The following is a 21,228-nucleotide window of genomic DNA, read 5'->3' as shown; positions in this document are numbered from 1 at the left end:
TGGCATCCCGAACCCCCTCGCGCAAAAGCGCAAAACTGTTCGCGATGTCCTCGCACATCTGTTCGCGATGTCCCCAGTCCAAACACCCTTGTGGGAGAAGGTGGATCGGCGGGCAGCGCCGAGCCGGATGAGGGGTGCTGGAAGAAACTTGGCGTAAAATATTGAGGGATTTTAAGCGGTTATTTCTTCGCTGTAGCGATCCGTCCAACACCCTTCATCCGACCGAGCTTCGCTCGGCCACCTTCTCCCACAAGGGGAGAAGGGGCTTATTACCGCACCTCCATCCAGCGCTGTTCTGCGAACGAGCGCGCCATCGCGTGTACCGTGCGCTCGATCTCCAGGCCTTCGTCGAAATCGATGATCCGCGCCGGCTTGCCGGCAAGCCGCGTCAACAGTTCCCGGCATTCGATGATCTTGAGATCATTAAAGCCAAGGCCGTGACCGGGCGCCGGCAGGAAGGCGTCATAAGGCTTATGATGCGGCGCCACCAGGATGGTGCGGTAGCCTTGCTCGGTCGGCCGGTCGGCCGTCAGATAGAGCTGGAACTCATTCATCCGCTCCTGGTCGTACAGGATCGAGCCCTTCGAGCCAAAAATCTGGATGGCGATCCGGCCTTTGCGGCCCCAGGCCGAACGGTTGACCAGCAGCGTGCCGGCGATGCCGTTTTCGAGATGCATCAGGATGCTGGCGATGTCGTAGGTCTCGACCGCGCGGCGCCCGCCCGAGGCGACGCGGCGGTCGGCATAGGGTTTGGCCATGTCGCACATGACACGGGCAACGCGGCCGAACAGTACGGCGATGAGCGACAGCGGATGCACGGCGAAATCGTCGAGCGCGCCGTAACCGGACGCCGCCTCGTGCTTCCAGAAGAACAGCGCCTCCGGATCGGCCATGAAGTCCTCGTCCATCTCGATACGCAGATGGTTGACCTCGCCGATGATCTTCTCGTCGAGCAGCGCGCCGATATGGCGGATCGCTGGGTTCTGAATATAGTTATAGCCGAGCGCGGCGACCTTGCCGGACTTTTGGGCCGCCGCGGCCATTGCTTGCGCCTCGGCGAAGCTCGGCGCCATCGGTTTTTCACACCACAGATGCTTGCCGGCTTCGAGGATGGCGATGGCCATTTCCGGGTGGAACTGGTTCGGCGTGGTCAGCGAAACGACATCGACTTCCGGGTCGTCGACGACGGCGCGCCAATCGCCGGAGGCCTTGGCGAAGCCGAATTCGCTGGCACGGCGTTTGGCAAGATCCTCGTTGACCTCGCCCAGATGGACCAGCCTTGGCTTGGCCACATCGGGAAAGACGGTGCCGACCGCGTTCCAGGCAATGGCGTGGCACTTGCCCATGAAACCCGTGCCGATAAGACCTACCCCGACCATCCGCTTGCCTCCCTGTGTGCAAAATTTGTGTGGATGAATTAGTCCATTTTGTCTGGAGATGGAACGCTTGTCTCATTTTTTATGGTGTTCTTGCACAGGCCCGCTATGATGGGGCACAGAGGGAACCAGACGATGAGCCTGGGCGGAGCGACGATGGACGAACGGGTGCCGCGCGATTTCGAGACGCTGCGGGCGACGATCCTGGAGCGGCGCCACAGCTTGCCGAAACGTATCGCCCAGATCGCCGCCTATGCGCTCGACAACGCAGACGATATCGCCTTCGGCACCGCTGCCAGCATCGCCGCTTCCGCCGGTGTCCAGCCTTCGACCCTGATCCGCTTTGCCCAGCAGCTTGGTTTTGATGGTTTCACCAGCCTGCAGTTGGTGTTTCGCGAGCGCCTGCGCGAGCGCAACTCATCCTATGATGAAAGGCTGGCGGCATTGCGCGCCAAGGCCGAGGAAGGCGCCGGCCACCGCGCGATTTTCGACGGTTTTGTTGCCGCAGCCAGTACCTCGCTCAACGACATTTCGCGCACGCTGAATGAAGACCATTTCGAAGATGCAATCACCGTGTTGGCCAAGGCCGAAACCATTTACGTGCTGGCCAAGCGGCGCTCCTACCCGGTCGCCTCCTATATCGCCTATGCATTGGGCAAGCTCAAGATCCGCAACCAGCTGATCGAATCGGCCGCCGGCCTCAATGCAGAGATGATCGGCTTTGCCTCTCCAAGGGACGCCGTGATCGCCATCAGCTTTTCGCCCTATGCCCCGGCCACCATCGAGGAGGCGCGCGTCATTTCGGAGCAAGGCGTGCCGATCGTGGCGATTACCGACAGCTCCTTTTCGCCACTCGCCCAATTCGCCAGGGTCTGGTTCGAGGTCGCCGAGGCCGATTTCGCCGGCTTCCGCTCGCTGTCGGCGACGATGGCTTTGGCTATGGCGCTGACCGTCGCGGTCGGCGAGAAGCGGCGCGATACTGGCAAGAAGCGCAAGCCTTAGATCACCTCTATTGCCGTTTCGCCTTCTGCCGAAAGCCGCGCTGCGTCGCGGGCAGGCGGCGACCCGAACTGGCGGGCATACTCCCGGCTGAACTGGGAAGCACTCTCATAGCCGACGGCGAAGGCGACACGTGCGACGTTGCCCGGCTGGGCAATCAGCAGATGGCGGGCTTCCAGCAAGCGGATTTGCTTTTGATACTGGATTGGGCTCATGGCCGTCGCCGCCTTGAAGTGACGATAAAACGCAGCACTGCTCATACGGGCAATCTCGGCCAGATCGCCGACCCGGACCGGCTGATGGGGATGCGAACGGATCCAGGCGATCGCCCGGCCAATCCGGGACAGATGGCCATCGGCGCGCGCAAGTTCACGAAGCTTTCCGCCTTGGGGGCCTTGCAGGAGCCGAAACACCATCTCTCGCTCGATCATGGTCGCGAGCACGGGAATCTCCGCTGGCCGGTCAAGCAGCCGCATCATTCGACGCAACGCGTCGAGCAGATCGTCATCAGCGGGAGAGGTGGAGAAACTGTCGCCACTGAGGGCCGGCGCGTGCTCGACGAGGAGCGCGGCGACGGCCTGCAGGTCAAGGGTCAAGCCAATGGCCAGGTAAGGACGCGCCGCGCTCGCTTCGATTATCTGGCTGATGGTGGGCGTCTCGACAGTATAGATGAAATAGCTGGCCGGATTGTAACGAAGAGCCCGGTCGCCGATCAGAACCGTCTTCGCGCCCTGCAGTACGAATAAGATCCCCGACCCCCACACCCCTGACAATGGCGGCGTGGCGACTTCGCTGCGGCCGATCGAAACGCGGGGAACCGCCGTTCTTGTTCGTCGCCCGCGCGCATGGCGGCTGGCGATCTCGATCAACTCCTGCAGCGCTTCGCTCATTGCGCCAGCATCGCGCATTCGCACCGGCGGCGCAACAGCGTGAGAGGATTAGGCAAGAGCCGGAGAATTTCCGGCGCGCAACCCCTGCTGCCTCGCACCATTTGTGGGTCTTCCACAAGAAAAATGGAGACACCGATTATGAGAACATCGAAAAGCGCGCTGGTGACCGGCGCCAACAAGGGTATAGGCCGTGAAATCGCCCGGCGACTGGCGACCATGGGCTTCAAGGTCTGGCTCGGCGCCAGGAGCGCCGAACGCGGCATGGCGGCGGCGCAGGCATTGCGCGCCGAAGGCCTCGACGTGGAGTGGCTTGAGCTGGACGTCACGCGGGATGACAGTGTGAAGGCGGCAGCCGAGGCATTCAGGCAGGCCAGCCCCTGCCTCGACGTGCTGGTGAACAACGCCGGCGTCGCCATCAATTACGACCTGCCGCCGAGCCAGCAGCGGATCGCCGACATCCAGGCCACCTACGACGTCAATGTCTTCGGCCCGATCCGCGTGACCCAGGCATTCCTGCCGCTGCTGCTAGCAGCACCTGCTGCCCGGATCGTGATGGTGAGCAGCTCCACCGGGTCCATCGGCCGGGCGCTCGATCCCGCCACTGCGAACCACGCCGTTAACATGATGGGCTACGGCAGCTCCAAGACGGCCTTGAACGCCATCACCGTGGCCTTCGCCAGGGAGCTCGCGCCGCAAGACATCAAGGTCAACGCCGCGGCGCCCGGCTATACCGCCACCGATCTCAACGAGTATAGAGGTCACCGCACGGTGCAGCAGGCGGCCGAGATCGTCATTCACCTGGCGACCCTGGACGCCGATGGCCCGACCGCCGGGTTCTTCAACGATGATGGCCCGCTTCCTTGGTAAATCAGCTGGTTTCAGTGGTAGACACTTGACGTTCGTCTGACTTCAAAGTTTCTGAACGCGCGAGCCTTGCACAGCACTTTTCAGCCTTGGGAATGCTCGTTCCATATTGACTATGGATTGGAATTATTATTTCATATTGCCGGCGCCACGCTGCCGCTCGCGCGTGTTACCCAAGACAACAAAGCCGATGGGAGGTTCGAATGGGCGAAGCCGTGGAAGCGAGACATGCGCCGCTCGACATCATCACAATCGGCCGCGCTTCCGTCGATCTCTATGGTCAGCAGATCGGCTCGCGCCTCGAGGACATTACTTCCTTTGCCAAGTCGGTCGGCGGCTGTCCGGCCAATATCGCGGTCGGTACTGCCAGGCTCGGCCTGCGCTCGGCGCTGCTCACACGCGTCGGCAATGAGCAGATGGGCCGCTTCATCCGCGAGCAGCTGACCCGCGAGGGCGTTTCGGTCCAAGGCCTCAAGACCGATCCGGAGCGGCTGACCGCCCTGGTGCTGCTGTCGGTCGAGGATGAAGGCGTCTCGCCGATGATCTTCTATCGCAGCGATTGCGCCGACATGGCGCTTTCGAAAGACGATATCGATGAGGCGTTTATCGCTTCGGCACGCGCGGTCGTCGTCACCGGCACGCATTTTTCACGGCCCAACAGCGACGCCGCCCAGCGCAAGGCGATCCGTGTCATGAAAGCCAAGGGCGGCAAGGTGGTGTTCGACATCGACTACCGCCCCAACCTCTGGGGTCTCGCCGGCCACGCCGAAGGCTTCGAGCGCTATGTGAAATCCGACCGCGTCTCGGCGCAGTTGAAGACGGTGCTGCCCGATTGCGATCTCATCGTCGGCACCGAAGAGGAAATCATGATCGCCTCGGGCGCAGACGATTGCCTGAGCGCGCTGAAAACCATCCGCTCGCTGTCGGCGGCAACCATCGTGCTGAAACGCGGCGCCATGGGCTGCATCGTCTATGACGGGCCGATCAGCGACGACCTCGAGGACGGTATCGTCGGCAAGGGATTTCCAATCGAGGTCTACAATGTGCTCGGCGCCGGCGACGCCTTCATGTCGGGCTTCCTGCGCGGCTGGCTCGGCGAGGAAGGCCTGGCGACGGCGGCGACCTGGGCCAATGCCTGCGGCGCCTTTGCCGTGTCGCGGCTGCTCTGCGCACCGGAATACCCGACTTTCGAGGAATTGCAGTTCTTCCTGAAAAACGGCAGCAAGCATCTGGCGCTGCGCAAGGACGAGGCGATCAATCACATCCATTGGGCGACCACGCGCCGGCGCGACATCCCCTCGCTGATGGCGTTCGCCTGCGACCACCGCGTCCAGCTGGAGGATGTCGCGGCAAAAGCCGGCGCCGATCCGTCGCGAATCCCAGCTTTCAAGGTGCTGACGGTCAAGGCTGCGGCCAAGGTCGCGGCTGGCCGCGCCGGCTACGGCATGCTGCTCGACGAAAAATACGGACGCGAGGCGATGTTCGAATTCGCCCACCATTCCTTCGCCTGGCTCGGCCGGCCGGTCGAGTTGCCGGGTTCGCGGCCGCTTCGCTTCGAGTTCTCGCAAGACATAGGTTCGCAACTGACCGAATGGCCGGTCGACCACTGCATCAAGTGCCTGTGCTTCTATCATCCCGACGATCCCGCGGCGCTGAAGAGCGAACAGCAGCAGAAACTGCGCGCTTTGTTCGAGGCCGCGCGGAAAGTGGGCAGAGAACTTCTGGTCGAGATCATCGCCGGCAAGCACGGCAGGCTCGACGACATGACCATCCCGCGCGCGCTCGAGGAACTCTACGCACTCGGCATCAAGCCCGATTGGTGGAAGCTCGAACCACAGGCATCGGCCGGCGCATGGGCAAAGATCGAGGCGGTGATCCTGAAGAACGATCCGTGGTGCCGCGGGATTGTGCTGCTTGGCCTCGAAGCGCCGCAGGACGAATTGGAAGCGGCCTTTGCTGCCACCGCCAAGGCGTCTATCGTCAAGGGCTTTGCCGTCGGCCGCACCATCTTCATCAACGCGGCCGAACAATGGCTTGCCGGCAAGATGTCAGACGATGAAGCGGTTGCCGACATGGCATCTCGCTTCGAGAGACTGACCGAGGCATGGCTTGCGGCGCGCGGCCGCAAAGCAGCATAAGAAGGCGCGGCATAAGGACTGCGGAGGAACCGACATGACCAAGACAATCCGCCTGACGATGGCGCAGGCGCTGACCCGCTTTCTTGCTCGACAGATGACCGAGATGGACGGGAAGAGAGTGCCGATCTTCGGCGGCGTCTGGGCGATCTTCGGCCACGGCAATGTCGCCGGCGTCGGCGAGGCGCTCTACCAGGTTCGCGACGAACTGCCGACCTTCCGTGCCCATAACGAGCAGGCAATGGCGCATGCGGCGATCGCCTACGCCAAGGCCAATTTCCGCCGTCGCTTCATGGCCGCGACCAGTTCGATCGGCCCCGGCGCGCTCAACATGGTGACGGCGGCCGCACTTGCGCACGTAAACAGGTTGCCCGTCCTGTTTCTTCCCGGCGACGTCTTCGCCAACCGCATTCCCGATCCGGTATTGCAGCAGGCCGAGGATTTCTCCGACGGCACGGCGACGGTCAATGACTGCCTCCGCCCGGTGTCGCGCTATTTCGACCGCATCACGCGGCCGGAGCAGATCATGCCGGCGCTCAACCGCGCCATGCAGGTGCTGACCGATCCCGCCGAATGCGGCCCGGTGACGCTGGCGCTGTGCCAGGACGTGCAGGCCGAGGCCTATGACTACCCCGAGAGTTTCTTTGCCGAGCGACTCTGGACGCCGCGACGGCAGCGCCCGGACCGCAACGAACTGGCGGCCGCAGTCGCGGTACTCAAAGCGGCGAAAAAGCCGCTGGTGATCGCGGGCGGCGGCGTACTCTATTCGCAGGCATCCGAGGAGTTGGCAAAACTGGTGCAAGGCGCCGGCGTTCCAGTTTGTGAGACGCAAGGCGGCAAATCCTCGCTCCCGGACGATCATCCGTTGAACATGGGCGCGGTCGGCGTTACCGGCACTTCGGCGGCCAACAGGCTGGCCGAAGAGGCCGACGTCGTGCTTGCCGTCGGCACCAGACTGCAGGATTTCACCACCGGCTCCTGGGCATTGTTCAAGCATACCGGCAGGACCATCATCGGGCTCAACGTGCAGCCTTTTGACGCCGGAAAGCACCAGGCGCTGCCGCTGGTCGCCGATGCGGCGGAAGGGCTCGCCGAACTCGCTGCGGCGCTGAAAGGCTGGAAAGCCCCTTCAGGCTGGACCGACAATGCGATCACCGGCAAGAAAAACTGGCAAGCGGATGCCGACAAGGTGACGGCGTCGACCAATGCCGCCTATCCGTCCGACGCGCAAGTGATTGGCGCAGTACAGCGCACCATGGGCTCCAGCGTGGTACTGCTTCATGCCGCCGGCGGCTTGCCCGGCGAATTGCACAAGCTATGGCAGGCGGGCGCGCCCGGCTCCTATCACGCAGAATACGGCTTCTCGACAATGGGCTATGAAATCGCCGGCGGGCTTGGCGTCAAGATGGCCAAGCCGGACGAAGAGGTCGTGGTGATGATCGGCGACGGCTCTTACCTGATGCTCAATTCCGAGATCGCGACCTCGGTGATGCTCGGCCTCAAGCTGACCATCGTGCTGCTCGACAACCGCGGCTATGGCTGCATCAACCGGTTGCAGATTGCGACCGGCGGGGCCAGCTTCAACAATCTGCTGAAGGACACCCGTCACGAAACCTTGCCCGAGATCGACTTCGCCGCGCATGCTGCGAGCATGGGTGCGATTGCCGAAAAAGTGCCATCGATCGCCGGGCTGGAAACGGCGCTGGCGCAAGCGAAGAAGAACACGCGAACGACCGTGCTGGTCATCGACACCGACCCGCTGGTTTCGACCGAGGCCGGTGGAAGCTGGTGGGATGTCGCAGTGCCGGAAGTCTCGGCACGGCCGCAAGTGAATGCGGCGCGCAAGAAATATGAGGAAGCGCTGAGCGGGCGGGTTCTTTAGCCATCCGCGAACGCGCCTCGAATGTCTGAAACTGGAGTGACGACTTGAAAGCCAAACTGGGCATGTCCCCCATTGCATGGTGGAACGACGATCTTGCCGAACTCAGCGATGATGTGTCGCTGGAGGAGTGCCTGCGCCAGTCGCGCTCGGCTGGCTTTACCGGAATGGAAATGGGCCGCCGCTTTCCCAACGATCCGCAAATCATGCTGCCGATCCTGAAAGAGGCCGACGTGACGCTTTGCGGCGGCTGGTTCTCGGGGACGCTGGTCGACGAAGACATGGCGAAGAACAAGGATCGTATCCAGCCGATGATCGACCTGTTCAAGGCGGTGAACGCGCCATGCATCGTCTATGGTGAAGTCGGCCGCTCCATCCAGGGCGACCGCTCGAAGCCGCTCGCCAGCAAGCCCAGGCTTTCGGACGAGGAAATGAAAGCCTACGCCCGGCGGCTCACGCAGTTCGGCGAATGGTGTGCAGAGCAAGGCATGCCGCTCTCCTACCATCATCATATGGCGGCAGTAGTTGAGACCGAGCCAGAGCTAGATGCCTTCATGCGTTACTCGGGAGAAGGCATTCCATTGCTGCTCGACGCGGGTCACCTGGCCTTTGCCGGCGGCGATGTGCTGCGCGCTATTGATAACCACCACCCGCGCATCAACCATGTGCATGTGAAAGATGTGCGCATGGAGGTGATCGCGGGACTGGATCGCGAGAAGCAATCGTTCCTCGACGCGGTGGCACTTGGCGCCTTCACCGTGCCGGGAGATGGCTCGCTGGATTTTGGCGCCATCGTCCAGAGGCTCGCCGACCATGGCTATGAGGGCTGGTTCGTGGTCGAGGCCGAGCAGGATCCGAAGAAGAACCCGCCGCTCAAGATGGCGCAGGTCGGCTACAAGGAATTGATGCGGGCTATGACGGCGGCCGGCTATACGGTGGAGACACAGGGCTTTCCCAATGCTTGAGAGTTCGCGAGGAAAGGTGTTGATCCGATGAAAGACTCCGAGCACCCGTTTTTCCGGCCGCTGTGGCGGCGCGTTGCCGTTGTCGCGGTCTGCCTGGTCTGGTCGGTGATCGAATTCGCCACCGGCACGCCGTTCTGGGGCGTGATCGCGCTCGGCTTCGCCGGCTATGCCGTCTGGCAATTCTTCTATCTCTACAAGCCGGCTGACGAGGACAAGTCATCGGCGGACGCCGAACCGAAGGAATGACCATGTCGAAGCTGCTCGTCAAAGCCAATAAGGGCCACGGCCGCATCGCTCATGTGACGCCGCAAAACGCCGGCTGGACCTATGTCGGCTTCGATCTGCATCGGCTCAGGCCCGGCGAGAGCGCTTCCGGGCAAACCGCGGATCGTGAGGTCTGCCTGGTGTTCGTCACCGGCAAGGGCAAGGCCAAAGCCGGCGGCAAGGATCTCGGCCTGCTCGGCGAACGCATGTCGCCGTTCGAAGGCAAGCCTTGGTCGGTCTATGTGCCGCAGGGGTCGGAGTGGTCGGTGAGCGCCGATACCGATCTCGAACTTGCCGTCTGTTCGGCGCCAGGACTGGGCGGCGGTCTGCCGATCCGTGTCATCGGACCCGACGATCTCGGCCAGGAGGTTCGCGGCAAAGGCACCAACACGCGCTACGTCACCAACATCCTGCCGGAAGGCAAGCCGGCCGATTCCTTGCTGGTGGTTGAGGTCATCACACCCGGCGGCCACACATCGAGCTATCCGCCGCACAAGCACGACCAGGACAATCTGCCGGCTGAATCCTATCTCGAGGAGACCTATTACCACCGTCTCAACCCGCCGCAGGGCTTTGCTTTCCAGCGCGTCTACACCGATGCCGACGAGAACGGTGCTCGTTCGCTAGACGAGGCGATGGCGATCGAGGACGGCGACGTCGTGCTGGTTCCCAAGGGTTATCACCCCTGCGCAGCCTGCCACGGCTATGATCTCTATTATCTCAACGTCATGGCCGGACCGAAGCGGACGTGGAAATTCCACAACGCGCCCGAGCACGAATGGCTGATGAAGGCCTAACCACTTCCCCTTCGCCCCAACCGCTGGTCCAAGCGAAAAATCGTCGGCTAACGACCCGGCTGTGTGGTTTTGTTACCGAAAACGCCGCAAAGCTTCGTCAATTCGTCATGGAAATCACCTATGGCAGCGGGGCTGACGAGGACTTTCGATGCGCTACGCGATCTATTTCACCCCCCGACAGGACGAACCGCTGGCACGGATCGCCGCCGACTGGCTCGGCCGCGACCCATTCGGTGCCGCCACAAAGCCGGTCGAGGCTGCGGGCGAGTTGTCGGCGGCAGAAGTTGCCTTCCATACCGCCTCGGCGCGCCGCTATGGCTTTCATGCGACACTGAAGGCGCCCTTCAGACTGGCCTCCAACGAGACGGAAACGTCGCTTCGTGCAGCACTCGACGATTTTGCCGAGGCGACGCCGGTGGTTACGATCCCGCGCCTCGTCGTCAGCCAGATCGACGGCTTCTTCGCGCTGTTGCCGGAAGCACCGCTGCCGGCGCTCAACCGCTTCGCCGACGACGTGGTGCGCGACTTCGACCGCTTTCGCGCGCCGTTGACGGAAGCCGAGATCGAACGGCGCAGCCCCGATTCGCTGAAGCCCGACGAGTTCCGCAATCTCTGCCAGTGGGGCTATCCCTATGTCTTCGAGACGTTTCGCTTCCATATGACGCTGTCCGGCCGGGTGTCGTCACAGGAAAGCCCTCGTCTTCGCCTAGCAATCGACAGCCTGTTTGCGGACGTGCTGCAACGGCCGGTGGCGGTGGACGCGCTGACGCTGTTTGTGGAAACTGAACCGGGCGCACCGTTCATGGTGCTGTCCCATCACGCGCTCGGGCGCCGCCCGGCCAGAAGAACTGCCTAAATGGCTATTTGCTTTAACCGCATGGTGCGAAGCCAATTCATTTTCAATTGGCTGCAAAATGCTGCAAGGACTGCCTGAAATGACTGCCGAGACCGTTCTTGACAATGCCCGTATTGTGCTGGCCGACCAGATCGTCGAAGGGTCGATCGTGCTGCGCGACGGCATGATCGCCGCCATCGATGCCGGACCCGGCCGCAGCGGCGAGGACATGGGCGGCGACTTCATCATCCCTGGCCTGGTCGAGCTCCACACCGATCATCTCGAAGGCCATTACGCGCCACGGCCGAAAGTGCGCTGGAACCCGATCGCCGCGGTGCTCGCCCATGACGCGCAGGTGGCGACCGCCGGCATCACCACCGTGCTCGACGCCTTGCGTGTCGGCATGGACGAGGATGCCGACCTGACGGCCGCCGACATACGCAAGCTGGCCGACGCGATCGAGGACAGCGTGCAGCAGGACCGGCTCAGGGCCGACCATTTCCTCCATCTGCGTTGCGAGGTTTCGGCGCCGGACTGCCTCACAGCCTTCGCCAATTTCGACGGCGACGAGCGGGTCAGGCTGGCGTCGCTGATGGACCATGCGCCCGGACAGCGCCAGTTCGTCAATTTGGAAACCTACGCCTATTACTACCAGCGCAAGCTGAAGCTGACCGATCGCGATTTCCAGAAATTCTGCGAAAAGCGGATGGCGGAATCGGCGAGGAATTCGAGCCCGAACCGCAGCTTCATCGCCGCTGCCTGCCAAGAGCGCGGCATCGTGCTCGCCAGCCATGACGACGCAACCGTCGGCCATGTCGACGAAGCGATCGAGCAAGGTGTGCGCGTCGCCGAGTTCCCGACCACCGAGGAGGCGGCGCGGGCTTCAAAAGAGGCAGGGCTCGGCGTATTGATGGGCGCGCCGAACGTCATGCGCGGCGCGTCGCATTCGGGCAATGTCTCGGCCCGCACGCTGGCCGGCGATGGCCTGCTCGATATCCTGTCGTCGGACTACATTCCCTTCAGTCTGATCCAGTCAGCCTTCTTCCTCGGCGACGTGGTCGAGGGCATTTCCTTGCCACAGGCGGTGGCGATGGTCTCGAAGAACCCGGCCGAGGCGGTCGGCCTCACCGATCGCGGTGTCATCGAGCCCGGCCGGCGCGCCGATCTGGTTCGCGTGCGCGTCGACGACCATGTCCCGGTCGTCCGCACGGTCTGGCGGCAGGGACGCCGAGTCGCATGATGGTGTCGGCATCGGTCGAGCGTGAATTGTCCGCTACGGGATTTCCGATCCGCGACGGTGTCTTCGTCGCCGTCGTCGGGCCGAGCGGTGCCGGCAAGGACACGGTGATCGGCTATGCGCGCGCCGTGTTTGCCGACGAGAGCCGGCTGGAGTTCGTGCGCCGGGTGATCACCCGGCCGAGCGATGCGGCCACCGAGGATCACGACACGCTCGCCGACGTTGCCTTCGTCGAGGCCGAAGCGGATGGCGCCTTCGCGATTTCCTGGGAGGCGCATGGCCTGCGCTATGGCATCCCGGCCGAAGTCGATTGGTCGGTCTCAAACGGCCGTGTCGCGATCGCCAACGTCTCGCGCGCGATCATCCCGGCGCTGCGGGAGCGCTACGCCAATCTGGCTGTCGTCGAGATCACGGCTACACCGGATATCCTGGCCGAGCGGCTGGCATTGCGCGGTCGCGAATCGCGCGGCGAAGTGCTGGCACGGCTGGCGCGCAGTGCCAATGTCGCGCTGTCCGGACCGGGTGTCACCTCGATCGACAATAGCGGCCCTCGTGAAGCCGCCGGCGAGCGCTCCGCCGAGGTGCTGCGCAAGGCCATGGCCTTCTCCGACATGTCGGGCCTTATCTAAAGTAGCGCCCATCCGATGCATTCGGTATGGGCGCTACTTGTCTAACCGATATCTTTTTGGAAACCGGTATCCACTTTTCGGGATTATGGCCTCATGCGGCGTGCCGGTCCCGACCAGCGTGACGAGTATCCGTGGCAGTGGTTGTCGAAGGCTTCGCTGGCGCATCCGCTGGTGTGTCCAGAACTGCAACGTGGTGCCGATACACCATCTCCCAGCCCTTCCAGCCGGTGAACAGCAGTATGCAGACCACTATGAACGACAAGAGCACACCCCATGGGCGGACCGCGGCTTCGGCGCCTTGCGCATAGCGAAGGTAGAAATTGATCAGTGCCACAACGACCGCGGTCAAGTTGCCTAGCATGTGGTACCAGGCGTCGGACAAGGCGCGAATGCGCGGCTCGTTGAGGAAGTCGATAAATCCGGCTGTCGCAGCGAGAAGGGCCATTACTATGGCTGCCCCGATCAGCCACATCGATGCCCGTGCCCAGAAGGCATCGGCAGTCCCCCAGAAAACCAGGTCGGTGACAAACGCACCGACAAGAAACGCGACAGGAAACGGTATCAGCATCGGGTGGAGGGGGTGAGTTCCTACTTTGGCGGTACTAACTGGATTCGTGGGCATGGAACGCCTCCGCGTAGCAAAGCTTAAATAAACGCTCAGATACGGGTTTCGTTCCAAATAGAGACCGACCTGAACTGCTGTCGCGAAGCTCCGGCTGACTCTTTCACGCCACCTGCTATGGCCGTCGGCGTATTTCATCCAGCTATTTTTGCGTCACTCGGCGGCAGCACCCGCCACGCCCTTGCGTGTGGCTTCCAGCATCCGCCGCCGCGCCCTGAACACGCCCCATTGCTGGTCGACCAGCACGCCGATGAGGATCACCCCGCCCATGACGGCGAAGTTGAGCGAGGACGGGATGCCGAGCAGGTTGACGAGGTTCTGCAGCTCCTGCAGCAGCACGGTGCCGAGCAGGACGCCGATCAGCGAGCCTTCGCCGCCACGCAGCGAGAAGCCGCCGAGCACCGCGGCCGCGATGGCATAGAGCTCGTAGAACTGACCGTGGCTCGCCGGCGAGATCGAGCGTGTGTACATGGCGAAATAGATAGCTGACAGCGCCGTCAGCACGCCGCAGATAACATAGGCGGCCATGACGATGCGGCCGGTGCGGATGCCGGAATATTTCGCCGCTTCCTCGTTCTTGCCGATGGCATAGAGATAGCGCCCGAACACCGACCGGTGCAGCACCACCCACATGACGACGGCGATGACGATCAGCGCGATGAAGCTGTTCGGCACGCCCCAGGACCGCCCCGCCGTCAGGAACTCGAGTTCCGGGAAATTCTGTCCGAAGGCAAAGCCGGCGGTGCCGTCGGCGGTATAGAAGCGCGCCACGCCGCGATAGATCAACAGGCCGCACAAAGTCACCACGAAAGGCTGCAATTTGAGCCGGGTGATCAGCCAGCCATGCGCCAGCCCGATGATGCCGCCGAGCACCAGGATCAGCGGCAGGGCGACCGGCCAGGCCATGCCGCGCGTGGCGATGAAGTCGATGAACAGCACGCCGAGCAGCGCAACCACCGAGCCGACCGACAATTCGATGCCACCGGTGATGATGACGAAGGCTTGGCCAATCGACAGGATGCCGAACAACCCGATCAGGTTCGAGGTGTTGGCGAGATTGATCGGCAGCAGGAAGCGTGGGTTGATGATTGCCACCACCGCGCCGACCACCAGGATCAGGATCAGCAGGCCGAGATCTTTCTTGCTCATCGTCTTCTCCAATGCCTGCGAACTACTTCGGCTGCTTGCCGACCGCCAGCAGCAGCACGTTTTCCTGGCTGAACCGGTCCTTGTCGAGAATGCCGGAGATCTGGCCTTCATGCATGACGGCAATGCGGTCGGAAACGCCGATCACCTCCTCCATGTCGCTGGAGATCATCAGCACGGCGACGCCGGCATCGGCCAACGCCCGCATCAGCCCGTAGATCTCGGCCTTGGCGCCGATGTCGATGCCGCGGGTCGGCTCGTCGAGGATCATCACCTTCGGCTTCATCGCCAGCCATTTGGCCAGCACGACCTTTTGCTGGTTGCCGCCCGACAGCGTGCCGGTGCGCGTCTGGACGGAGGGCGCCCTGATGCCGAGATTGGTCTTCTGCTTCTCGGCGGTGGCGGATTCCGCGCCGGCCGAGACCAGCGAGCGCCGCGAATGCGCCGGCAGATTGGGCAGCGAGATGTTCTGGGCGATCGAAAGGTCGAGCAGGATGCCGGTCAGCTTGCGATCCTCGGGGACGAGGAAAATACCGTTGGCCACTGCGTCCGCGGCCGAACCAAGAACCAGATCTTTTCCGTCAAGCTGGAACGAGCCGCCAAAGCTCTTGTCGATGCCGAACAGGACGCGCGCCAGCTCCGTCCGGCCGGAGCCGACGAGTCCGGCGAGGCCGAGGATCTCGCCATGCCTGACATCGAGGTCGACGGGCCGGTCGGGATAGGCAGCGGTGCGAATGGCCTTGACCGACAGCGCGACAGAGCCCGGGGGGCGCGCCGATTCCGCGGCCTTCTCGCGCTCCTTCAGCATGCGGCCGATCATCAGCTTGACCATCTGGTCGTGATTGATGGCGCTCTTCGGCAAGGTTCCGGCGAGCATGCCGTCCCTGAGCACGACGACGCGGTCGGCGACGCGCTCGACCTCGTGCAGGCGGTGCGAGATGAAAATGACGCTGATGCCGTCTGCCTTCAGCGCCTTGATGACACCGAGCAGCTTGTCGGTTTCGGCGATCGGCAGGCTCGAGGTCGGTTCGTCTAGGATAACCAGCCTTGCCTCGATCGACAGCGCCTTGGCGATCTCGACCATTTGCTGCTGCGCCAGCGACAGCGCCGACACCGGCGTATCGGCCGAGAAATTGGCGCCCACGCGTTTGAGCAGCGGCGCCGCCAGCGCTCGCAGCCTGGCGCGGTCGACCAGCCTGAACGGGCCGGCGCGCAGCGGTTCGCGGCCGAAGAAGATATTGGCGGCGACGTCGAGGTTCTCGAACAGGTTGAGTTCCTGGTGGACGAAGGCGATGCCCGAACCGATGCTGGCCTCGACGGTCAGACTGTCATGGGCGACGCCATCGACGGTGATGGTGCCGGTGTCCGGCCGGGTCACGCCGCCGAGGATCTTCATCAGCGTGGATTTGCCGGCGCCGTTTTCGCCGACCAGGCCGATGACCTCGCCGGGCCTTACGTCCATCGAGAATCCGTCCAGCGCGACGACGCCGGGATAGGTCTTGCGCACACCGTCGAGGCTCAGGAACGGAGCGTCCGTGGATGCAACGATGGATGGGTCGGAATAATTCATCACGCTGACAGCAGCCGGTGAGCCGTTTGGTCTCAGACTGACGGGCCTCGCGAAGCCCGTCAATAGAATCGCCGGCTCAAGGCGAACCTTGAGCCGGCGCAACCTAATTCGCTCAGTTTCCAGACATCGCCTTGAGGCTGGCGGCGTAGGCGTCAACATCGTCCTTGCCGATGATCTTGGTCGGGATGATGATCAGTCCATCGGCGGGAATGCCCGACTTGTCGCCCTCGAGATAGGCAGCCATCAGCTTCATGCCCTGATAGGCCCATTCGAAGGGTTGCTGCACGACGGTAGCGGCGACGGTGCCTTCCTTGACGCCGCCCAGCGTGATCGGATCGTCGTCGAAGCCGACGACGGTGATCTGGCCGAGCTTGCCGGCATCGCGCAGCGCTTCATAGATGCGCGGCGTGTTGTAGGAATAGAAGCCGACCATGCAGGTGACGTCGGGGCTGGCGACCAGCGCGTCCTCGACGTTCTTCTTGGCGCGAGCCTGATCGATGTCGTCGCCACGCACGTCGACCAATTCGATCTTGGTGCCCGCGAGGCCGTCCTTCATGCCCTGGATACGTTCTTTAGCATTGTCGGCGCCGAGCAGGCCAACGAAGCCGAGGCACTTGCCGCCGTCAGGCATTGCCTTCTTGGCGATCTCTGCCGCCTGCTTGCCGGCATCGACATTGGAAGAGCCGATATAGGCGACACGCTTGGTCTGCGGTGCGTCGCTGTCGGTGGTGAACAACGCCGTTTCCGAGGCGATCTTGTTCAGCCCGTCGGTCGACGTCTTGGGATCGACGGCCGAGACCATGATCGCCTTCACGCCGGCCGTCACCAGATCGTCCATCAGGCGCTGCTGGATGGCGACCGAGGACTGCTCCGGATATTTGAGCTCCAGATTGTATTTGGGCAGTTCGCCTTGAGCCTTCTTGACGCCGGCTTCGGCCGCCTTCCAGAAATCGGAAGCGCCGTTGACGACGAAGGCCAGAGTCGGCTTGTCGTCGGCCCGCGCAATTGCGCTGGCGGAAAGGCCGAGCAGCAGGGCCGCAGCGGCGACGGACGCATTTCGTATCGCAGATTTCATATTCAACCTCCCATTTGACTCAGTAATTTTCGCTGATGATGAACGTGCCGGCGCGGCTTGGACGCCCTCCTCCTCAAGGGTTTCCGGCAGCGAAGAACGACGCCATTCCAGCCGCTATCGTCGACTTTAGAGACTCATTCGCCGTTCGTAAATAGTCCGATTTGTCTGACATTTCCCGGAGCGGCAGGCAAGCTTCGACTGACGGGAACCGTCCGATACCAGGCTGACTTGCGTTCCGAACATGCGCGGTCCGACGTCGTCCGGGCATGATGGATTGACGTTATAGGGATGCTAGATATTAGTAAAGAGTATTAGTTTGGTCGGGATTCTCGCCCACAAACAAGTGAGGCCTCCCCAGTCGCAACCGTTTTGGATCGGGGACTAAATCGCCTAAGAGAGTCGATTATATCTATTAGTATCGCTTCGCCCTATAAATGCGAGATTCGCGGGACCAATGACATGAACGAACCACTGCGTGATCCCGTCCTTGAGGGTACCAGGCGGCGCAAGCTGTCCGGGAAAAACCCCAAGGGCCGCGTTACCATGACCGACATCGCAAGGGCGGCAGGCTGTTCGCAGGCGACGGTTTCGTTCGTGCTCAACAACACGCCGGGCATCAGGCTGTCGCAGCAAACCCGCGAGCGGGTGATCGAGACGGCGCGAACGCTGGGCTATTCGCCGCCCGTGTTTTCTGCCTTGCGAGCCCCGGTTGCCGCATTCGACGGGCTGGATGGCGTGATCGGCTTCGTCGTCGACCAGTTGGCGACCAGCCCGGAGGCGGTCGTCGCCATTGAAGGGGCGCGGCAAGCCTCGTGGAACGCCGGCAATGTGCTTTTGGTGGCGCAGACCATGGGCGACGAGGTGATGGAGCCCCGTGCCATCGCGGCTCTGACCAAGCGGGGCATTTCGGCGCTGATCTACATGACCATTTTCACCCGCGAGATCGTCGCGCCGGACTATCTCTACGGCCTCGACATTCCGGTCATCCTGCTCAACTGCTACACCGCCGACTATGCCTTCCCCTCCGTGGTGCCGAGCGAGATCGCCGGCGGCCAGAGCTCCACCCGCCACTTGATCGGCCATGGCCACCGGCGCATCGCCACCATCACCGGCGAGCCCTGGATGCAGGCGGCGCAGGACCGGCTGAAGGGCTACCGCCGGGCGCTGGCGACGGCCGACATTCCGTTCGACCCGGCGCTGGTCGTCGAAGGCGACTGGTCGGCGAGCGCCGGCTATGCCGCGACCGTCAAGCTCTTGGCGCTGAAGGACCGGCCGACCGCGATCTTCTGCCAGAACGACCGCACCGCAATCGGCTGCTACGAGGCGCTGAAGGAGGCCGGGCTGCACATTCCCCGGGATATTTCGGTGATCGGTTATGACGACGAGGAGATCGCGCGGCATCTGTTCCCGCCGCTGACGACGTCGATCCTGCCGCATATGGCGATGGGACAATGGGCGATCGAGCAACTCGAAGTCCCCGCTGCTCCCGGTCGTGGCCGCTATCCCATCACCAAGCTCGAATGCCCGCTGGTGGAGCGGGAATCGGTTGGCGCTCTGGCGGGCTGAGGCGAGAGCGCCGGCGATCGACAATGGCACAGGCTTGACATCGGGCCCGGCATATACCCGATTGATTTCATGAGATTGCAAAGCTGCTACAATTTTCAGGACTTCCGCCGGCTGGCAAAACAGCGCCTGCCAGGTCCGATCTTCAATTATATCGATGGCGGCGCGGACGACGAGACGACGCTGCGGCGCAACACGGCGGCGTTCGAGGACTGCGATCTCGTCCCCAATGTCCTTGCCGGCGTCGGACAGGTCGACATGTCGGTCACCGTCATGGGCCAGAAGCTGGCGATGCCGGTCTATTGTTCGCCGACGGCTCTCCAGCGACTGTTTCACCATAGCGGCGAGCGCGCCGTCGCCGCGGCGGCGGAGAAGTTCGGCACGATGTTCGGCGTCTCGTCGCTCGGCACGGTCAGCCTGGAGGAAGTCCGCAAGCACAGGACGCCGCAGGTCTATCAGTTCTATTTCCACAGGGATCGCGGCCTGAACCGCGCCATGATGGAGCGCGCCAAGACGTCCGGCGTCGAGGTGATGATGCTGACGGTCGACAGCGTCACCGGCGGAAACCGCGAGCGTGACCTGCGGACCGGCTTTTCCATCCCCTTTCGGCTTACGCTCGGCGGCATGATGCAGTTCGCGATCAAGCCGAGATGGGCTATCGACTATTTGACGCACGAAAAGTTCAGCCTGCCGCAGTTGGACGGCCATATCGATCTCGGCGGCGGAGCGCTTTCCATCAGCCGCTATTTCACCGAGATCCTCGACCCGTCGCTGGATTGGAAGGACGTCGAAGACATGGTCCGCTTCTGGAACGGCCAGTTTTGCCTGAAGGGGATCATGAGCGTCGCCGATGCCAGAAAGGCCGTCGACATCGGCTGCACCGGCATCGTTCTGTCAAATCATGGCGGCAGGCAGTTGGACGGTTCGCGCAGCCCCTTCGACCATCTGTCGGAGATCGTCGACGCGGTGGGCGACAAGATAGACGTGATCATCGACAGCGGCGTCCAGCGCGGAACGCATGTGCTGAAGGCCCTGTCGTTGGGCGCCAAGGCCGTCGGCGTCGGGCGCTACTATCTCTTCCCGCTGGCCGCCGCCGGACAGGCCGGCGTCGAACGGGCGCTCGGCCTGATGCGAACCGAGATCGAACGCGACATGCGGCTGATGGGATGCCGGTCGGTGGCAGAGCTTTCCAGGGGGAATGTGCGGTTTAGGTGATAGAGCCGGGAAGTGGCGCACGGCATAAGCTTTTCGAAGTGCGAAGCTATACCGACCTGCCGCTGCTCCTGCCGTCCGTCTCGAAGACAGCCTCGCCGGAAACAGCATCCGTATATCCGCCCTCAAGCTGCTGCAACGCATGCCGGAACCGATCAAGATTGCCCAGCATTTTGGGCCGGGCATCGACCATGTGCTGAAAAGTGTCCCACTCTCCAATCGAGAAGAAGGCGCCATCTCCCGATTTGATGAGAGCCATTTTTCGCAATCCCTCGAAATTGCGCGGAGCGCTGCTGAACAGTTCGACGAATTCGTCTTCACTACCCGGCTTGACCCGGAAGCGGACGCTGTTGAATGCCGTCATGTACGTTCCCCCGTGAAAGAACTGAAAACCTCGAGTATGCGAGGCCCCAACGCACCTCGAACCCTTCGAACAGGTGTACAGGAAAATCGGAAGGTTAGCTTCAGTCACCTCTGGCCGAAAGCCCCGTTTCTGGCGCTATTTTGCCAGGAAGAGGACGACGCTCGATCTCAATCGGTACGCCCTTCCGACCGGCAATGAAACGCGCTGTTAACGCCGTTCGCGGGTGACAGGATGTTGGCCGCAGTTCGAAGGTATAATCTGCGTCTCGCTGTCAGTTGCGGAGGCGAAAATGAATTTGCTTCGGATTGCGCTCTTGTGCACGGCCATGATCGACCTTGGAATGCCGGCCGTTCGCGCTGAGGATCGGCCTGTGCCGCAGAACAATAAAGCCGCAACAGCGCAGCCGCCCGTTCATTGTGAAGGCCAAAATTGTCTCCCGCCGGCGAAAGATCCCGTGCAGGAATGCACTGGCCAGGATTGCACGCCGGGCCCGCCGACTGAACCGGGCCCGGAGATTAAGCAGGCCGACTGAGCAGCGTTAGCTGACGATCCCCTTTTTGGCATGGATGGCGCTCAGCCCTCGCGACTTTCCGGCCACCGGTGGTAGATTCTGTTACTTATGTTCCCGGGGTAGGCATGAGTTTAATGGCGCGCCCGAAGAGATTCGAACTCCTGACCCCCAGATTCGTAGTCTGGTGCTCTATCCAGCTGAGCTACGGGCGCGCAACAGGCCATGCTTTGCATAGCCCCGCGATCCGATCCTGGCGACCGGCCGCGAATGTGAGCTGTTCCCTAGCGACTGAATT

19 protein-coding genes and 1 tRNA gene are annotated in these 21,228 nt (G+C 62.5%); 12 read left to right on the top strand and 8 right to left on the bottom strand.

The genetic code is table 11. From position 1 onward, the window contains the following. Window positions 1-269 precede the first annotated feature (269 nt). Window positions 270-1,379 (bottom strand): Gfo/Idh/MocA family protein, encoded by a 1,110-nt coding sequence (locus NKJ55_RS29925; RefSeq protein ID WP_352453015.1) that lies wholly within the window; start codon window positions 1,377-1,379, stop codon window positions 270-272. Between the two features lie 153 nt (window positions 1,380-1,532). Between NKJ55_RS29925 and NKJ55_RS29920 the strand changes: the two genes are divergently transcribed. Beyond that, entirely contained in the window at window positions 1,533-2,378 is an 846-nt protein-coding gene (locus NKJ55_RS29920; RefSeq protein WP_352453019.1) for a MurR/RpiR family transcriptional regulator, read from the top strand. Here the strand turns inward: NKJ55_RS29920 and NKJ55_RS29915 are convergent. Then, the gene (locus tag NKJ55_RS29915; RefSeq protein WP_352453014.1) at window positions 2,375-3,265 is read right to left on the bottom strand and encodes an AraC family transcriptional regulator; all 891 of its coding nucleotides are present in this window, start codon (window positions 3,263-3,265) and stop codon (window positions 2,375-2,377) included. The two genes, NKJ55_RS29920 and NKJ55_RS29915, sit on opposite strands and share 4 nt — an antisense overlap. A gap of 138 nt (window positions 3,266-3,403) precedes the next feature. On the opposite strand from NKJ55_RS29915, the gene NKJ55_RS29910 reads away from it, so the two are divergent. The 9 genes from NKJ55_RS29910 (at window position 3,404) to phnN (ending at window position 12,870) form a co-directional block, all read left to right on the top strand. Then, window positions 3,404-4,132, top strand: coding sequence for an SDR family oxidoreductase (locus NKJ55_RS29910; RefSeq protein WP_352453013.1), 729 nt, complete (start codon window positions 3,404-3,406; stop codon window positions 4,130-4,132). Between the two features lie 200 nt (window positions 4,133-4,332). Continuing rightward, window positions 4,333-6,267, top strand: coding sequence for a bifunctional 5-dehydro-2-deoxygluconokinase/5-dehydro-2-deoxyphosphogluconate aldolase (locus NKJ55_RS29905; protein ID WP_352453012.1), 1,935 nt, complete (start codon window positions 4,333-4,335; stop codon window positions 6,265-6,267). Window positions 6,268-6,301: 34 nt separating this feature from the next. Further along, window positions 6,302-8,146, top strand: a complete 1,845-nt coding sequence (iolD, locus tag NKJ55_RS29900) for a 3D-(3,5/4)-trihydroxycyclohexane-1,2-dione acylhydrolase (decyclizing) (protein WP_352453011.1) — start codon at window positions 6,302-6,304, stop codon at window positions 8,144-8,146. A 44-nt stretch (window positions 8,147-8,190) separates the two neighbouring features. After that, on the top strand, window positions 8,191-9,108 hold the full coding sequence (iolE, locus tag NKJ55_RS29895) for a myo-inosose-2 dehydratase (protein WP_352453010.1): 918 nt from the start codon (window positions 8,191-8,193) through the stop codon (window positions 9,106-9,108). A gap of 27 nt (window positions 9,109-9,135) precedes the next feature. After that, entirely contained in the window at window positions 9,136-9,354 is a 219-nt protein-coding gene (locus NKJ55_RS29890) for a DUF3329 domain-containing protein (protein ID WP_352453009.1), read from the top strand. A 2-nt stretch (window positions 9,355-9,356) separates the two neighbouring features. Beyond that, window positions 9,357-10,169 (top strand): 5-deoxy-glucuronate isomerase, encoded by an 813-nt coding sequence (iolB, locus tag NKJ55_RS29885; RefSeq protein ID WP_352453008.1) that lies wholly within the window; start codon window positions 9,357-9,359, stop codon window positions 10,167-10,169. A 148-nt stretch (window positions 10,170-10,317) separates the two neighbouring features. After that, window positions 10,318-11,025 carry a DUF1045 domain-containing protein gene (locus NKJ55_RS29880; RefSeq protein ID WP_352453007.1) on the top strand — a complete coding sequence of 236 codons (708 nt, stop codon included), beginning with the start codon at window positions 10,318-10,320 and terminating at the stop codon, window positions 11,023-11,025. 79 nt (window positions 11,026-11,104) lie between these two features. Next, window positions 11,105-12,244 (top strand): alpha-D-ribose 1-methylphosphonate 5-triphosphate diphosphatase, encoded by a 1,140-nt coding sequence (locus tag NKJ55_RS29875; RefSeq protein ID WP_352453006.1) that lies wholly within the window; start codon window positions 11,105-11,107, stop codon window positions 12,242-12,244. Then, window positions 12,241-12,870: a phosphonate metabolism protein/1,5-bisphosphokinase (PRPP-forming) PhnN gene (phnN, locus tag NKJ55_RS29870; protein WP_352453005.1), complete on the top strand. Its 630-nt coding sequence runs from the start codon at window positions 12,241-12,243 to the stop codon at window positions 12,868-12,870. The genes NKJ55_RS29875 and phnN overlap by 4 nt, the downstream gene beginning before the upstream one ends. Before the next feature lie 91 nt (window positions 12,871-12,961). Here phnN and NKJ55_RS29865 read toward each other — a convergent pair whose 3' ends face one another. The 4 genes from NKJ55_RS29865 to NKJ55_RS29850 form a co-directional block, all read right to left on the bottom strand. Then, entirely contained in the window at window positions 12,962-13,492 is a 531-nt protein-coding gene (locus NKJ55_RS29865) for a DUF2231 domain-containing protein (RefSeq protein WP_352453004.1), read from the bottom strand. A 153-nt stretch (window positions 13,493-13,645) separates the two neighbouring features. After that, a complete protein-coding gene (locus NKJ55_RS29860; protein WP_023677502.1) occupies window positions 13,646-14,641 on the bottom strand; it encodes an ABC transporter permease in 996 nt (331 codons plus the stop codon). A 22-nt stretch (window positions 14,642-14,663) separates the two neighbouring features. Continuing rightward, window positions 14,664-16,208 carry a sugar ABC transporter ATP-binding protein gene (locus NKJ55_RS29855; RefSeq protein ID WP_352453018.1) on the bottom strand — a complete coding sequence of 515 codons (1,545 nt, stop codon included), beginning with the start codon at window positions 16,206-16,208 and terminating at the stop codon, window positions 14,664-14,666. A 112-nt stretch (window positions 16,209-16,320) separates the two neighbouring features. Further along, the gene (locus NKJ55_RS29850; RefSeq protein WP_352453003.1) at window positions 16,321-17,283 is read right to left on the bottom strand and encodes a sugar-binding protein; all 963 of its coding nucleotides are present in this window, start codon (window positions 17,281-17,283) and stop codon (window positions 16,321-16,323) included. Window positions 17,284-17,826: 543 nt separating this feature from the next. On the opposite strand from NKJ55_RS29850, the gene NKJ55_RS29845 reads away from it, so the two are divergent. Then, window positions 17,827-18,849: a LacI family DNA-binding transcriptional regulator gene (locus tag NKJ55_RS29845; protein ID WP_502904531.1), complete on the top strand. Its 1,023-nt coding sequence runs from the start codon at window positions 17,827-17,829 to the stop codon at window positions 18,847-18,849. A gap of 69 nt (window positions 18,850-18,918) precedes the next feature. Then, window positions 18,919-20,061, top strand: a complete 1,143-nt coding sequence (locus tag NKJ55_RS29840) for an alpha-hydroxy acid oxidase (RefSeq protein ID WP_352453001.1) — start codon at window positions 18,919-18,921, stop codon at window positions 20,059-20,061. A gap of 46 nt (window positions 20,062-20,107) precedes the next feature. Here the strand turns inward: NKJ55_RS29840 and NKJ55_RS29835 are convergent, their stop codons facing one another. Together NKJ55_RS29835 and NKJ55_RS29830 are read right to left on the bottom strand one after the other, a co-directional pair. Then, window positions 20,108-20,422 (bottom strand): antibiotic biosynthesis monooxygenase family protein, encoded by a 315-nt coding sequence (locus tag NKJ55_RS29835; protein ID WP_352453000.1) that lies wholly within the window; start codon window positions 20,420-20,422, stop codon window positions 20,108-20,110. Window positions 20,423-21,068: 646 nt separating this feature from the next. Beyond that, window positions 21,069-21,145 (bottom strand) — tRNA-Arg (locus NKJ55_RS29830). Window positions 21,146-21,228: the final 83 nt, after the last annotated feature.

Source organism: Mesorhizobium sp. M0106 (genome assembly GCF_040322715.1).
Taxonomy (GTDB): Bacteria; Pseudomonadota; Alphaproteobacteria; order Rhizobiales; family Rhizobiaceae; genus Mesorhizobium.
The sequence above is the reverse complement of the archived record's forward strand: the minus strand, read 5'-3'. Positions and strand labels throughout refer to the sequence as shown.

Bases quoted from the DNA above. Each gene is read 5' to 3' on its own strand.
- phnN (WP_352453005.1), top strand. From the start codon at position 12,241: ATGATGGTGTCGGCATCGGTCGAGCGTGAATTGTCCGCTACGGGATTT.
- NKJ55_RS29920 (WP_352453019.1), top strand. From the start codon at position 1,533: ATGGACGAACGGGTGCCGCGCGATTTCGAGACGCTGCGGGCGACGATC.
- NKJ55_RS29845 (WP_502904531.1), top strand. From the start codon at position 17,827: ATGACCGACATCGCAAGGGCGGCAGGCTGTTCGCAGGCGACGGTTTCG.
- NKJ55_RS29855 (WP_352453018.1), bottom strand. From the start codon at position 16,208: ATGAATTATTCCGACCCATCCATCGTTGCATCCACGGACGCTCCGTTC.
- NKJ55_RS29890 (WP_352453009.1), top strand. From the start codon at position 9,136: ATGAAAGACTCCGAGCACCCGTTTTTCCGGCCGCTGTGGCGGCGCGTT.
- NKJ55_RS29910 (WP_352453013.1), top strand. From the start codon at position 3,404: ATGAGAACATCGAAAAGCGCGCTGGTGACCGGCGCCAACAAGGGTATA.
- NKJ55_RS29850 (WP_352453003.1), bottom strand. From the start codon at position 17,283: ATGAAATCTGCGATACGAAATGCGTCCGTCGCCGCTGCGGCCCTGCTG.
- NKJ55_RS29925 (WP_352453015.1), bottom strand. From the start codon at position 1,379: ATGGTCGGGGTAGGTCTTATCGGCACGGGTTTCATGGGCAAGTGCCAC.
- NKJ55_RS29915 (WP_352453014.1), bottom strand. From the start codon at position 3,265: ATGAGCGAAGCGCTGCAGGAGTTGATCGAGATCGCCAGCCGCCATGCG.
- NKJ55_RS29880 (WP_352453007.1), top strand. From the start codon at position 10,318: ATGCGCTACGCGATCTATTTCACCCCCCGACAGGACGAACCGCTGGCA.
- NKJ55_RS29835 (WP_352453000.1), bottom strand. From the start codon at position 20,422: ATGACGGCATTCAACAGCGTCCGCTTCCGGGTCAAGCCGGGTAGTGAA.
- NKJ55_RS29840 (WP_352453001.1), top strand. From the start codon at position 18,919: ATGAGATTGCAAAGCTGCTACAATTTTCAGGACTTCCGCCGGCTGGCA.
- NKJ55_RS29875 (WP_352453006.1), top strand. From the start codon at position 11,105: ATGACTGCCGAGACCGTTCTTGACAATGCCCGTATTGTGCTGGCCGAC.
- iolB (WP_352453008.1), top strand. From the start codon at position 9,357: ATGTCGAAGCTGCTCGTCAAAGCCAATAAGGGCCACGGCCGCATCGCT.
- NKJ55_RS29860 (WP_023677502.1), bottom strand. From the start codon at position 14,641: ATGAGCAAGAAAGATCTCGGCCTGCTGATCCTGATCCTGGTGGTCGGC.
- iolD (WP_352453011.1), top strand. From the start codon at position 6,302: ATGACCAAGACAATCCGCCTGACGATGGCGCAGGCGCTGACCCGCTTT.
- NKJ55_RS29905 (WP_352453012.1), top strand. From the start codon at position 4,333: ATGGGCGAAGCCGTGGAAGCGAGACATGCGCCGCTCGACATCATCACA.
- NKJ55_RS29865 (WP_352453004.1), bottom strand. From the start codon at position 13,492: ATGCCCACGAATCCAGTTAGTACCGCCAAAGTAGGAACTCACCCCCTC.